The 13898-nt window shown below is 49.0% G+C and carries 18 protein-coding genes; all 18 read left to right on the top strand.

What is annotated here, in order from left to right:
- Nucleotides 1-630, top strand: a 630-nt coding sequence (gene gpM / locus D3222_RS06575; protein ID WP_118985447.1) for a phage terminase small subunit, incomplete at its 5' end; no start/stop codon positions are given.
- Nucleotides 587-1498, top strand: a complete 912-nt coding sequence (locus D3222_RS06570) for a DUF2586 domain-containing protein (protein ID WP_232832427.1) — start codon at nt 587-589, stop codon at nt 1496-1498. The genes gpM and D3222_RS06570, both read left to right, overlap by 44 nt.
- The gene (locus D3222_RS06565; RefSeq protein ID WP_118985439.1) at nt 1495-1950 is read left to right on the top strand and encodes a DUF2597 family protein; all 456 of its coding nucleotides are present in this window, start codon (nt 1495-1497) and stop codon (nt 1948-1950) included. The genes D3222_RS06570 and D3222_RS06565 overlap by 4 nt, the downstream gene beginning before the upstream one ends.
- Nucleotides 1951-1959: 9 nt before the next feature.
- Nucleotides 1960-2253 (top strand): phage holin family protein, encoded by a 294-nt coding sequence (locus tag D3222_RS06560; RefSeq protein WP_118985438.1) that lies wholly within the window; start codon nt 1960-1962, stop codon nt 2251-2253.
- Nucleotides 2250-2588, top strand: coding sequence for a M15 family metallopeptidase (locus D3222_RS06555; protein WP_118985437.1), 339 nt, complete (start codon nt 2250-2252; stop codon nt 2586-2588). The genes D3222_RS06560 and D3222_RS06555 overlap by 4 nt, the downstream gene beginning before the upstream one ends.
- A complete protein-coding gene (locus D3222_RS06550) occupies nt 2585-2977 on the top strand; it encodes a hypothetical protein (protein ID WP_118985436.1) in 393 nt (130 codons plus the stop codon). The genes D3222_RS06555 and D3222_RS06550 overlap by 4 nt, the downstream gene beginning before the upstream one ends.
- A 101-nt stretch (nt 2978-3078) precedes the next feature.
- Entirely contained in the window at nt 3079-3348 is a 270-nt protein-coding gene (locus tag D3222_RS06545) for a putative phage tail assembly chaperone (protein WP_118985435.1), read from the top strand.
- Nucleotides 3349-3398: 50 nt separating this feature from the next.
- Complete coding sequence (locus D3222_RS24970) at nt 3399-3539, top strand: DUF6890 family protein (protein ID WP_157975293.1); 141 nt, start codon at nt 3399-3401, stop codon at nt 3537-3539.
- Nucleotides 3536-5641 carry a phage tail tape measure protein gene (locus tag D3222_RS06540; protein ID WP_118985434.1) on the top strand — a complete coding sequence of 702 codons (2106 nt, stop codon included), beginning with the start codon at nt 3536-3538 and terminating at the stop codon, nt 5639-5641. Before D3222_RS24970 ends, D3222_RS06540 begins: the two co-directional genes overlap by 4 nt.
- Nucleotides 5634-5969: a DUF2590 family protein gene (locus D3222_RS06535; protein ID WP_118985433.1), complete on the top strand. Its 336-nt coding sequence runs from the start codon at nt 5634-5636 to the stop codon at nt 5967-5969. Before D3222_RS06540 ends, D3222_RS06535 begins: the two co-directional genes overlap by 8 nt.
- The gene (locus D3222_RS06530; RefSeq protein ID WP_118985432.1) at nt 5959-7143 is read left to right on the top strand and encodes a baseplate J/gp47 family protein; all 1185 of its coding nucleotides are present in this window, start codon (nt 5959-5961) and stop codon (nt 7141-7143) included. The genes D3222_RS06535 and D3222_RS06530 overlap by 11 nt, the downstream gene beginning before the upstream one ends.
- The gene (locus tag D3222_RS06525; RefSeq protein ID WP_118985431.1) at nt 7136-7792 is read left to right on the top strand and encodes a phage tail protein; all 657 of its coding nucleotides are present in this window, start codon (nt 7136-7138) and stop codon (nt 7790-7792) included. Before D3222_RS06530 ends, D3222_RS06525 begins: the two co-directional genes overlap by 8 nt.
- 9 nt (nt 7793-7801) lie before the next feature.
- A complete protein-coding gene (locus tag D3222_RS06520) occupies nt 7802-9610 on the top strand; it encodes a phage tail-collar fiber domain-containing protein (RefSeq protein WP_118985430.1) in 1809 nt (602 codons plus the stop codon).
- Complete coding sequence (locus D3222_RS06515) at nt 9610-10230, top strand: tail fiber assembly protein (RefSeq protein ID WP_118985429.1); 621 nt, start codon at nt 9610-9612, stop codon at nt 10228-10230. The genes D3222_RS06520 and D3222_RS06515 overlap by 1 nt, the downstream gene beginning before the upstream one ends.
- Complete coding sequence (locus D3222_RS06510; RefSeq protein WP_232832426.1) at nt 10230-10958, top strand: hypothetical protein; 729 nt, start codon at nt 10230-10232, stop codon at nt 10956-10958. Before D3222_RS06515 ends, D3222_RS06510 begins: the two co-directional genes overlap by 1 nt.
- On the top strand, nt 10930-11466 hold the full coding sequence (locus D3222_RS06505) for a baseplate complex protein (RefSeq protein WP_118985428.1): 537 nt from the start codon (nt 10930-10932) through the stop codon (nt 11464-11466). Before D3222_RS06510 ends, D3222_RS06505 begins: the two co-directional genes overlap by 29 nt.
- Nucleotides 11466-13115, top strand: coding sequence for a hypothetical protein (locus D3222_RS06500; RefSeq protein WP_118985427.1), 1650 nt, complete (start codon nt 11466-11468; stop codon nt 13113-13115). Before D3222_RS06505 ends, D3222_RS06500 begins: the two co-directional genes overlap by 1 nt.
- Before the next feature lie 463 nt (nt 13116-13578).
- Nucleotides 13579-13650 (top strand): damage-inducible type I toxin DinQ, encoded by a 72-nt coding sequence (gene dinQ / locus D3222_RS26615; protein ID WP_369293964.1) that lies wholly within the window; start codon nt 13579-13581, stop codon nt 13648-13650.
- Nucleotides 13651-13898 lie beyond the last annotated feature (248 nt).

Here is a 13898-nt window from a genome sequence, read left to right as displayed (position 1 = left end):
GGGGCGAGTATGTACCTGCAAGCCCGCGCCATTGAGCAGGATATTAAGCGGTTACGCCAGTTGGCGTTAACGGCGGAGCGGGTAGAGATGAAAAAGCGGGAACTGTTGCCTAATTATCTGCCCACGGCGGAACGCTACATAGCCGAGGGGGAAATTTACCGAAACCCGATTTTTGCCTACTGTGTGATTTGGTTATTTGATATTGGGGATTTTGCCAAAGGATTGGATTGGGCGGATATCGCCATTGAGCAAGGACAGCTCACCCCCGACAATTTTCGCAGTAGCTTTCCGGCGTTTGTTGCCGACACCGTTTTACTCTGGGCACTGGCGGAGGCCGAAACAGGAAACAGCGTGGAACCCTATTTTTCAAGGACATTCAACAATGTGACTGAAAAATGGCAAATACACGAGAAAATCAAGGCGAAATACTACAAATTTGCGGCTTTGAACTTGCTGAAAGGGGATAACGCCTACATTAAGGCGAGTTCGGTTGATAGGTTGGATGTGCTGGAGCAGGCGGATATCTGGTTATTGAAAGCTCATCAGTGCAATCCAAAATCAGGGGTAAAAACCTATCGGCAACGGATTGCCGCCCGTTTATATCCATGTATTGCCGGAATTGGCGGATGAATTGGCGTTTGTTGAGGCGGTGACGTCGGCGCAGCGTATAGCCAGTGTTGAGGGCTATACGCTGACGGTCGGCGCAACCAAAGCCATGATTAAGGCAGCGCAAACCTTGCGAGCCAACACGATGGCTAAATTTGGTCGCTGGCAGTGGGCCATTCTGGCGGTTGATGGCACACAGGCAAAAGAGACTTGGGCGGATTATGTCGCCCGCTTGGCAGAGCTACAAAAGGGCGAAGCTGTGGCATCGGTGCAACTGGTGCCGTGTCTGTGGGGCAATGAAGCGGGGGTATTGGCAGGGCGTTTATGTAACCGCGCCGTCACCGTGGCGGACAGTCCCGCACGGGTACAAACCGGGGTATTGATGGATTTGGGTTCAACCGATTTCCCGAAAGATGGCACAGGCCAGCCGATGGATCTGGCAACCTTGCAGGCACTGGAAAAACTGCGTTTCAGTGTGCCGATGTGGTATCCCGATTATGACGGCATGTATTGGTCAGATGGTCGCACATTGGACGTAGAAGGCGGAGACTACCAAAGTATCGAAAACTTGCGGGTTGTTGATAAAGTCGCGCGTCGAGTACGTTTGCAGGCTATCGCTAAAATTGCTGACCGTAGCTTAAACAGTACGCCGGGCAGTATCGCAACGCATCAGGCATACTTCGCCCGTACCTTGCGTGAAATGTCGCGCAGTACTGAAATTAACGGGGTCACTTTCCCCGGCGAGGTGAAATCCCCGAAAGATGGCGATGTGGTGATTACATGGCGCAATAAAAACACGGTGGAAATTTATATCACTATCCGCACTTACGAATGTCCGAAAGGGATCGCTGTCAGTCTGTTGCTGGATAGCAGTCTGGAGAAAATCGCATGAGCAAAAGGATTTCAGGCCAGTCGGTTGATTTTAATATGGACGGGGATCTGGTTCATGCGGAAAAGGTCAGTTTGTCTATTACTGATAACACCGCCGCCGCCCAAACGCAGGGCGTGCCGGATGGTTACCTCTCCGGTGATGTGGCGGCAGAGGGGGAAATTGAACTCAGCACCAAATATCTGGATATCGTCACTGCCAAAGCGCGCGCGGCGGGTTCATGGCGAGGCATTCAGCCCGTTGATTTGATGTGGTATGCCAAAGCAGGCAATGAAGAAATCAAGATTGAAGCCTACGGCTGCAAACTCATCATTAGCGACATTCTGGACGTTGACCCTAAAGGCGGTAGTGTGATGACTCACAAAGTGAAATTCGTGGTGACCAGCCCCGATTTTGTGCGCATTAATGGTATTCCCTATCTGGAAGCAGAACTGACGCAAAGCCTAATTGGATAAGATGCGCTCATGGAAGAGCACGAAAAGACATTTATTACGTTGGTATGGCTAGGGGCACTTATCGCAATAGGAAAAATGCTTACAAGCAACGAACCGATCACCTTACGGCTGTTTATTGGTCGGATTATCTTAGGGTCGGCGGTGTCGGTGATGGCGGGGGCATTGCTGATCTGGTGGCCGGGTATCAGTCCGATAGCGGTGACAGGGATAGGCAGCGCATTAGGGATTGCTGGATATCAGTTAATTGAAGTCTGGTTACGTAAGCGAGGTAGCGCCTTGTTAACAGGGAGGTTAAAGAAATGACACTGAGTGAAAAACAACAGCTTTTTACAGTCTTGATCGCTCAACTGATTTTATGGGCAGATGAGCGCGGTTATCACCTCACCTTGGGCGAGGCTTACCGTACACCAGAACAAGCGAAGTTGAACGCTCAGACAGGGAAAGGCATTGCTAATAGTCTGCATATTCAGCGACTGGCGATAGATCTGAATTTATTTATTCGGGGTAAGTATCAGACAAACAGTCATGCTTATTTACCGTTAGGAGAATATTGGGAATCCCTTGGCGGTACATGGGGCGGGCGATTTTCCCGACCGGACGGCAATCATTTCTCACTGGCGCATAATGGGGTGAAATGATGTTCAATGCCCGGACGCTGTATTTGACTTTCCTTGCCCTGGCGTTCTGTGCAGGTTGGCAGGTAAGCAGCTATTACCGTGACAGTGTTGAGCTGAAAATTATTCATGCCGTAGATGTCGCAGGGGAGAAAATCCGGCAGGAAATGCAACAGATTTCCAGTGAATCCGCAAGGCAACTGGAATCTAAATTGGAGGGGATCGCTAATGCTGCCTCACGAGAAATTCGTACTGAGGTGGTCAAGCCTGTTTTTACTCATGTGTGCGTTAGCCCTGATTTTGTCAGGATGTACAACGATACAGCCGCAAATATCGAGCGTACTCTATCAGGAAAACCTACTGAAAAAGTGCCAGGAAACGTTACCGCGACTGATGGGGATGACCGGAAATAATTTAGCCAATATCGTGATGGAGTATTCCACCTTATATGGCAATTGCGCCGCGCGGCATAATCAATTAGTGGATGAAATTAATAAAAGAAAGGAATTAACTCATGATCAAAGAAAATAAAATGATTACCTTAATGATTGGCGAAAATGAAATGACATTCGAGCCGAACATTATTGCCTATAACAGCATGATTAATGATATGACAATGGATAATAAGGTCGTGCCCATTGTTACCTATTTGCGCCGTATTATTCAACCTGCGTTTAAATCCGTGTTGGATGAGTTATTACAAATCCCTGGTGCAGCGATGCAAATTGTTGAGAAGGTTAATTCGGAATATGCACCAAAACTGGAAATTGAAATAAAAAACTAAATACGCGGGTTAAATCCATTGATAACAGCCTGTTTGAACAAGCGCTAATATTGCGCCGTCATTATTTACCGAATGAGAACGATAATAAGGACAATTTAGCCCGTGCAATTTGGCTGGATAATCGTTATTGGGAAAATATGCGGATCGCCACCGCGAATGGTATTGCATTGGCATTAAAGGGTGAACCATGAGGCAATTAGATTTTACATTGAGCCTAATTGATAAACTGACACAACCGCTTGCCAGTGCGAAAGCGGCTGTTTCTGGGTTTGCCAAAGTATCACAAACAGCGTTTGAAAAAATTGCCGTCGGCGGCGCAGGGTTAGCGGGGACGTTCTGGTCAATTAAGGGAGTGCTTGATCCGGCTATTCAATGGGATGATGCGATGACAGAAGCCTCACTTCAGGGGGTTGATAGTGGTGCGATGGCAAAAGTGGCTGCGGATGCCATGAAATTCAGTTCACGGTATGGCAAATCCTCTATTGAATTTGTGCAATCAACGGTGGAAATCAGTAAGAAGATGAGCGAACTGTCACAAAATGACTTACCGCAGATGACTCACATTGCCAATATCACCGCTGCCGCCCTGAAATCCAGCGCAACAGAGACGGCCAAATATATGGGGCAGATGTTTTCGAATTTCTCCAGCCATGCCAAAGCCGTGGGAAATATTCAATTTGCTGAGGCACTGGCGGGAAAAGCCATCATCATGTCGAAAACATTTGGCGCCAGTCTGGATGAAATCGCGGATTTGATGGAGGGGGCACGTGCAGCCGGAACGCATTTCGGGGTAGGCATTGATGAACAATTGGCGGTATTGGGAGAATTGCACCGTGCATTGGGTACAGAGTCCAGTAGTGTTTATGAATCGTTTTTGACCGATGCCGTTGAGGGCGCGAAGAAACTCAGTATCAGCTTTGTTAATGCGTCCGGTCATATGTTAACCCTGCCGGAAATGCTGGAAAAGTTACAGGCCAAATATGGCAGGAACATTGAGGGCAACCTCAAGGCACAAAAGGAAATTGAGGAGGCGTTTGGCGATTCTGCCATTGTCGTAAAACAATTGTATGGCAATGTGGATAGACTGCGTAAGACTATTTCGGCATTAGGGGCCAATGATGGCCTGAAATGTGCTCGCGAAATGGCCGAGCGGATGGCGAACCCGTGGGAACGGTTACACGCTATTTGGCAGAATATCCGTATCGCCGTCGGTTTAACATTGCTCCCGGTGATCTCTTCACTGGTCAATAGGCTTGCCAATGCCGGTCAATTACTGGGGCGCTGGCTGAAATTATTTCCGAATATCGCCCGCTGGGTTGGTTATATCACTATCGGTATTCTGAGTTTTGCCGCTGCGGGGGCTGCCGCCAATATCGTGATGGGCGTGTCTAAATTTATTTGGATTGGCCTTAAGGGGATTTGGACCGCCTGTACTTTGAGCTTAAAATTGGGCGCGGCGGCAGTATGGCTCTATAACGCTGCGATTATCGTATGGAACGTTACGCTAAGAGTTTTGCGGGGTGTTCTGTTGGCTGTCAGGATTGCGGCAATGTCGGCGGGTGTCTCTTTCACCTTGATGAGCTGGCCGATACTGCTGATTATTGCCGTTATCGCTTTGCTCGCTTACGGCATTTATAAGCTGATCCAGCATTGGGACGAAATTAAAGCCACCATGATGAACACCACGGCATTTAAGATTGTGGCGGCTTATGTGCAATGGGTCGGCGGGATATTTAGTGCGGTCTGGGATGGGATCGCGGAGGGTTGGAATAATCTGTGTAACGGGTTTAGCCGTTTTTCACTGGCGGATACTTTTTCGGGCATTGTGGAGAGTATCGGTAATATTTTCGGCGGTTTATGGGATTGGCTGATGAAATCGTTTTCTGACAGCTACCATGGGATTATCGATAAATTAAATGGTATTCCCGGTATCAATATTGAAACCCAGGCCATTGAAAAAACCGTCGCTGAACCCATGGGAAAAGCGACGGCTCCTAGTATGGGCGTAGGGGACAGTCCCCCAAAATTGATGACCCAATCCAAGGGGATTTTTCAGGGGCAACCTCAAGCCATGATCCCGCCTGTGCAAGCAATTAAACCGCCAGAAAACGGGAGTGTATTAACGGGCGGGAAAAAGCAGGGTATCGGCAAAAATGGCCTGATAAAAGGGATAACAACCCATTCACAGATCCTCAATGATAACAGTCGCCGTATTGAAAATGTGACGCTGAATATTGCCAACGGCATGACACCTGAGCAATTAACAGAATGGGAGCACGTGGCATATGGATGAGCCGAAATATATTGATTTGTTCATTAACGAGTGCAATTTCGTGCTCAATTCAGGGAATGAACCGCGTTTCTGCAATAACCGTGTTTCTATCGGTCAGGATTGTGTACACGCCATTATTGAAAGTGGTCTGGCAACGAAACTTATTGCCGAACGCAGTCCAACACTACGGGCAGACATTCGCACACAGATAGAAATGCTGGTCGAAGACGACGAGCGAATTATTCCAGGGACGATCATCATTAATGAAGAATCACCGACTAAATTATGGATATTCGCCGAAACTTACGAGTTTGGCCGTATCAACGTGAGCGTGGGCAATGGAAACTAAACCGACGATTGATTATGAAAAGGTCTTACGTGATAGCGGGATGCCAACCACGGAAACCGATATCAGCACGGCATTTGCTAAAGTGGTCGATGAAGCCGGATTGGTGACCAACACCTCGTGGATGTCCCCGTTTTGGCGGCTGATTAACACCCTAGTGACGCGCCCTGTGTTATGGCTGAAAGCGGCGTTAATCAATGTCACCTTAAAAAATATGTATTTGGCGACCGCATCCGGCACATGGCTGGATATGTTTGCGTGGGGCGTCAACCTGAAACGTAAACCCGCATCCGCTGCGCAGGGTGTGCTCCGCTTCTATAAAACCGCAGGGACATCGATGGTGACCGTGCCCGCCGGAACGGTGATCCAGACTGAACGTATTAATGGCGAAATCTATCGCGTCAGCACCACGGAAAGCGTGGTAATTGCGGAAGGGGTCACCAGTGCCTTACTGCCTGTAATCGCAGAGACCGCAGGGGGCGCATTCAACCTTGCGCCCGGCTATTTTCGTCTCTTGCCCGTGTCCGTATCCGGTATTGAAAGCGTGCAGAATGAGGAAGGTTGGTTATTGACACCCGGCGCAGATGCGGAATCTGACGATGATTTGCGTGATCGTTGCCGGAATCAATATAACCTTGTGGGTAACTATCACACGGACGCAGTTTACCGCAGCATGATTGCCAGTGTTGTAGGCTTAAGTATCGACCGCATTTTTTTCCTGCATGATGCGCCTCGTGGCACCGGAACGGCAAACGCCTATTTATTACTGGATTCGGGCGTTATCAGCCAGCCCTTTATTGACGTCGTGAACGATTACATCACCTATCAGGGGTATCATGGGCATGGTGATGATATGCAGTGTTTACCGCTGCCGGAAACACATCACGCGCTGACGGTGACGCTATTTGTCGAGAATGTGGCGAACTATCGCCAGGAACAAATCGCCGCTTTAAAAACGGAGGTGGGAAACCTTATCCGCTGTGCCTTTCGGGAAAATACCGAATATCACGTGAAAAAAACTTGGCCGTACTCTCGATTTTCTTTTTCGAACTTAGGGCGTGAAATTCACCGTGAATTTACCGAAATTGACTCTTTGTCGTTTTCATTGGATGACATTCTCAGTGATTTGAGTGTGCCCAGACTGCAATCGCTGTCAGTTGAGGTGAAGCATGTCTGAATTCCAGGAGCGGCTAACACGGCTGGCGCTGCCCTCATGGATGGATAAGGGGGAACCGGCCAAATTGCTCCGTGCTGCGCGGGCATTCTGGCTGACAATGTATGCCTGGCTGAAATGGCCGTTAGCCCAACTGGACGCGGAGACGTGTTCAGAATCGCTATTATCAGTTTTGGCCTATCAGCGGGATATTCACCGATTTAATGGTGAGCCAATGGAATTGTTTCGCAAACGAGTAACATTTGCCTTTATTAACGCCAAAGATGCGGGCAGTGTCGCGGGATTTATCGCCATCTTTGAACGCCTGGGGGTGGGTGATGTTGAAGTACTGGAACGCCAGCCAGGGATAGATTGGGATGTGATTATTTTGCGTATCAGTGACGGCCAAATAGCCGAGAACCCTGATTTGCTAATGAACATTATTCGTCAGTACGGCCGTACCTGCCGTCGCTACCGTTTTGAAGTGATTACAAAAAATCAACTGCTTATACGTGTGGGCAGTTTTGGCGCGGAATATTGCTGTTATTACGCGGCCATGTCCTCGCCGTCCTTGCTATTAAAAGTGGGTGACATGTCGGGTGAGTCCGTTTTTGATAGCGCTAGTTTAAAGGAGATTACCGTACCTAATATGACCTACGGTGCATCATTATAAGGAAATAATATGGCATCAGTGATTACCGTAGACTTTGAAAAATGGAAAGCGCAGCAAGCTGCGGCGGGAAAGCCCGTGGTTTTGGATGAGTTTGTTTTTGCTTATGTGCCGGATTTAGATCCCGCTCTTGCCATTAATCGCGAGGAGAAATTACCCGCCGAAAGTCATATTGTGCATCGTCAGGCTGTGAACAAAACAGGGTTAGCGAGCGAAAACGCGGTAGCCTACAGTGTTACATTAGGAACGGAAGCCGGTCATTTTGATTTTAACTGGATTGGCCTGATAAATAAGGCTTCTGGCATTATTGGCATGATTACCCATGCCCCAACTCAGAAAAAAATTAAGACCGCTAATGGATTACAGGGAAATGTGCTCACCCGCTCTTTCTTGCTGGAGTTTGACGGGGCAGCTAAAGAGACCGCTATCACGACCACGGCGGAAACCTGGCAGATTGATTTTACCGCCCGTCTGTCTGGCATCGATGAAATGCAGCGCCTGATTAATACCGACAGTTACGGCGAAGCGGCTTTTTTCGGTGATGGGTTTTCCGTGGTTCGCAGTGGTGATCAATACACGGTAAAAAAAGGGCTGGCTTATGTCGGCGGGTTGCGGGGTGAATTGGTGTTTGACCAAACGCTTAACCGCCTGCGTGATACCCGTGTTTATGCGGATTTTAGCTATCAAGGCAATTTGGTGAGCCAGTGGAAAACTGTCGTTCATATCGTCGCAGCCAATGATCTTAAAAACTACGTCGATGCGGCAGGGTATCCGCATTTTGTCTTTGCGGTTGCGGGTGTTGATGGCAACGGTGATGTGATGGATTTGCGCATTAAAGGGTCATTGAATGACCGTGATATTTCCGCTATTCATCAAGAGATTGATAGCATGAAACGGGAATATGCGACTCAGCAGGCATTGGAAAGCGGTCTGCATGGGAAACAGTCGAAAGGGGACTATGCCACTAATGCAGCATTAACCGTTGTCAGCGAAAACGCCAATAGTCGCCTGGCTAAAAACCAGCACGGCGCAGATATTCCCAATAAGAATGAATTTGTCAAAAACCTAGGCTTAGTGGAAACCGTCGAACGGGCAAGGAATGCTGTACCCAATGACAGGAAAATTAACGGGAAATCGCTATTGTCTGATATCAGTTTGATGGCGGGTGATGTTGGCGCCTATCACCAGACTACCTATATGACTGCGCTACCGGGCAGGCATTATTCAGGGCCGTTTTCTTGTGGTCGGGAAAATGGATGGGCCAAAGGGGTGAGCATCGGAGTAGGGGGTGACACGGGGCAAATTTGGATTGATGCCGATGCACAGTTGCACACTCGATTTCTCAACGCTAACGGTGCCGTAGAGCAAAAGATGACGATGGGTATCCCTATTGGCGCCACTATCGAATGGCATTCGGCTGCGCCGATACCTGCCGGATATGAACCCAATGAGGGGCGCTCATTCCGTGCGGCAGATTACCCTGAGCTGGCCAAAATTTTTCCCGATCTGAAATTACCTGATGACAGAGGCTTATTTAAGCGTGGTCTGGATAGAGGACGCGGTTTAGATTCCGGTCGTTCGTTAGGGAGTGTTCAGGGGGACGCGATCAGAAATATCACGGGATCATTAGGTAATCCCACTATTGAGAGCGGGAGCAACGCGTCTGGGGCATTCAGCTACCGGTATAAGGCAGGCGGTCGCGCAGCCGGTGCCGGTGGTGGGGTGGTTTCATGGACATTTGACGCGTCCAGAGTGGTTCCGACCGCAAATGAAAACCGACCTGTCAACAAATCAGTGATTTATATTACGAGGGTAAAGTAATGGCTAAATACAGTGCAGATATTCAAATGGCCCGGTTTGATGATGATGGGTTAGCCATTGTTAGCGGATGGGTGGCGGTTTATCGTTGTCATCCTGAAACACGAGAATATATTGGGGCCGATATGGATCGGGTGCCACGCGGTTTTTCTGTTGCGGCTAATGCGTATTTGGATGCGCCCGAATTACCTGACACCCATGACGTTGCGATTTGTCGTCGTGTAGATGAAAAATCCTGGCGACATGTGCCTGACTATCGGGGTAAAACGGCGTATGCAACCGATACAGGCCAGCCGATCAATATTACCGCCATCGGTGCATTGCCAGATAATCTCACCCTGCAATCACCCCAAACTCCCTTTGATAAATGGGAGAATAAGCAATGGGTCACAGATAAATCAGCCCTAAAAGCTCATCAAATTGAACAGGCTGAGCAGCAGAAAATCTCGCTACAGCAGCAGGCCGATGCGGTAATTAAGCCCTTGCAGGATGCCGTTGATCTGGATATCGCCACTGATGCCGAAAAATCAGCACTCGTAGAATGGAAAAAATATCGTGTGCGGGTGAACCGGGTAGACCTTTCAACTGCCCCCGGTATCAACTGGCCTGAGCAACCCGCGTGATGAACTGGCAACGGAAAATGATGCGCATCTCCGCGAATATGACGGGGATGCATTGCTCGATGCTATCCGTCCATCCGTTCTTATACGGCATCGGACAGAAAGCGGACAGCGGTCGCTATCTGAGTCCGGCAAACGCCATCAATTATCTGGCAAATAAAATCAGGGGCGCTGGAAACATAAGCGCCGTGGTACTCATGATCTGCGCGAAGACGCATAATGAATTTATCCAGTATTTAACCCAATTTTCAGCGGTGTTGCCGTTGCCGGTATTTTCTCAGGTCACCCGTATGGCAAAGACAGCGGAACGGCTGGCGATCACCAAAATGCAATTGCCTGGGAGAGCGGGGGGCGGTTTGCCGCCGTCTCAACCGTTTTCAACATCGACCAGCCGCCTGGCCGTGAATGCGCAATTGGTTGCGCAGGCGAAGGCACAGGTCAGTGTGAGCAAGAGTATTGCGGGATTGAAATCGCAATTAACACACTTCACCACGGCAAGACAGAACGCCTTACAACAAGTCACTGCCGCCATGAATGGCGTCAGTGACAAATCGGCGGGTGTCTGGGTATTCTCAGGGAAAGGGAATGGCGCATTTCTGGCCGAAAAATTGCGTCAGGATATCCCCGAACAGGACGCCGTTTACACGCTGGCGACATTATTTGTCGGGGACGATATTAGCGCATTAGAAAGGATGCTACACAATGAGCCAAATTATCACACTCGCCCTTGATGGCGAGGCCGTACCATTAAAAAGTCTGACCGTAACCCCATCGATGATGTTTCAGGACACAGACCAAAGCGGCCAGTCATCCAGTACCGCCGTGGCAGAGCAAGGCATTAAGCCTAAAGAGTTGCGCATTACGGGGATCATCCCCTTTACCGAACAAAAAACGCTGTCACGCTTATTTGCCCTGGCGGAAGCGAAAGACGGCGGCAGCCTAAAACGCTACCGTGTCGCTAACCTTACCGCGCAGGCCATCAATTTTCGTATCGGGACATTCACTCATACCCTTGATGCCAGCAAAATTGACGGTAAACAGGCATGGCAGGTCACATTTACTTTACGTGAACATTTCTCTATTGCCGAAAAACGGGAYGCCCGCACTGCTGATAATATTCAGGCCAAAAAGCAAACAGGTCAGGGCGCAACCATAGCAAAAGAAGCGCCGGAAAAATTTAGCTGGTTTGAAAGAAAAGTATTGAAACCGATTAATGACAAAATAGGMCCCGCCAAATAATGACACCGATTAACCGGCTCTATCTTTCCGGTGATGAAATTCACCTGGTTGACGCCAATATTATGCTGGAACTGTCATCCTGTGGCCGTGGTTTTATCACGGCGGAAACGACAACCGATTACACTGGAAAATGGGTGCGGCTGGATGTCGGTTACACGGATTTGGTATTGCGCTGGTTCACGGGCTATGTGGAACGCTCACAGCCAGCCCAAAACGGTTACCAGCGTTTGTTTGTGCGTGAGCTGGTCGGGGTGTTTGACCGATTATGGTCGTGTTCATTTCAGCATCCAACACTGAACCAGATTGCGGACTGGTTGCAGGAGCACAGCGGACTSACCTTYACATTGCCGGMTGCCCCTTATACGGAGACACCTATCCCGCATTTTACCCATTATGGTACCGGCTATCAGTTGCTGGCTAATCTTGGGCAGGTTTTTTCGATTGAGGATTATCTCTGGTATCAATTGCCGGATGGCTCGGTTTATGTCGGCAGTGGGGCGCATTCGATGTTTGCGGGGAAACCGGTAGAGATCCCCAATGAATTTAGCCAGCGCCAGACGGCGGGCAATGCCATGACCATTCCCATGATCCCATCGTTGCGCCCAGGTGTGGTAGTCAATCAGCACCGGCTGAACAAAGTTAATCTGAATAATGAAAACATGGTGATTACATGGGAAGCCATCAACGAATTGATCGGTCAGTCTCAGACCAGAACGCCCATGCAGCGCCAGATTGATGCCGTCTACCCCGAATTGTCGGCAGGGTTGCACTTACCCAAATTTGCCCGCATTGAGGCACACACCGAAAGCACGGTTAGCGGTGATATTTCCGACCCATTCCGACCGCGCTATGCCGTTGATGTTCAATTGTTAGATAATGATGGTCAGGATGCCGCTGTCCCTGTTTACCACGCTGTCCCGCTGCCTTTGCCGATGGCGGGCAGTGAATCCGGTCTGTTTCAATATCCGCCAGTCGGAACGGTGGTTGAAATCGCTTTTGAGGCGGGCAGGCCGGACAAGCCCTTTATCCGGCAGACATTAAGCCAGGGCAATACCTTACCCGATATCAAGCCAGGCGAACAATTGCAGCAGCAGCGGGCGGAAGTTTCGCAGCGCGTCACGCAGGAGGGGAGTTGGATTCGTCAGACTGACCAGACCATTAACGAATCGTCCATGCACCGTGAAGTCAGGGCAGACACGGAAACACGCACGGTAGTCGCACGGGGAACCACGATACAGGCCACGGATAAGACCACGGTTTTGGGCACGTCTATGCTGTTGGCGGGTGCTGTCCAGCAAATCGCAGACGGTGACTATAGTGTGGCGACATCATCAAATTTCATTGCCAGTGTGGGGAAAGAGGCCAATATCGAAATCGGGCAAACGCTGATAGAAAAAATTGGCCTGCTTAAGCAGAGCATCTCCGGAGCCCGGCAAGAAATCGTCGCGCCAGTGGTCTGGGTGGGCAGCCAGCAAATCAACGTTATGACTTTGATGTTAGAGACGCTGGATGTGGTTAAGGAATTAGCGGAACTGACCGCCGCGCATACGCACCATAACACAGGCACGCCGGAGAACGCCAGCGCGATAAGGAACACGGTCTATAAATCCGATGGACTGAAACAGAAATATTTGCCGGTGATTGGGTGAATATCGTCCATTTGTGTGAGGTTCTTTACGCTGTACCCTAGGTTGATATTTTATGCTATAGGTATTAGACTGGTTATGTCAGTTAAGGAATATCGCGCTAGGACTGAGGCTACCAATCTTGGTAATAGCACAAAAGATACCTCTACCCTGTATGGGTAAAAACAAAAAAGCCAACCTCACCAGTTGGTTTTTTTGTTTTTACCAACTCATCACTTCAATTGATTGAATCATCTGAAAATAAACCTATAATCAACGGCTGTTAGTTTGGGGTAGCGTTCTGGCCTGTGTATCTCTGACGCAAGTTTTCGTAAGTCCTGGCTGAGTACAGGTGGTGCTGATTCAGTGCCTCGGTCAGAGCGCGATATTCCTTAACTGACTTGATGGAAGCCAGCCGGACAGGCAGCGTAAAGGCAATGGCTGGTTAAGTCGTGCTCCTAACTGGAGCAAACGGGTGAAAGCATTTATTGACACTGCTATCATCGTTCTCAAAGCGTTAATCGCGCTTTTAGAGCTGATCCGTGCATTTCTGAAATAGATAACGGAAACGTAGCTAAGGCCATCGGGGTAACCTCCCGGTGGCCTTTAACATTTACCGCTTTTGATCAAGCTACTGTGTTTTATAATCTTTACCCTTCACAAAAATACTGATTTAAAAGCTTAAATTTGGCAATCCCTACTGGATTTGAATCAGTAATCAGGCGATTATTGTTCCGGTAGTATGGGGGTAGTCAACAGATTAGTATAATGAAATTAATGAGTTAATCGCTTGATATGGTTAAACAA

Source organism: Photorhabdus sp. CRCIA-P01 (assembly GCF_003545805.1).
Lineage (GTDB): Bacteria > Pseudomonadota > Gammaproteobacteria > Enterobacterales > Enterobacteriaceae > Photorhabdus > Photorhabdus antumapuensis.
This window is presented reverse-complemented; position numbering and strand designations above follow the sequence as displayed.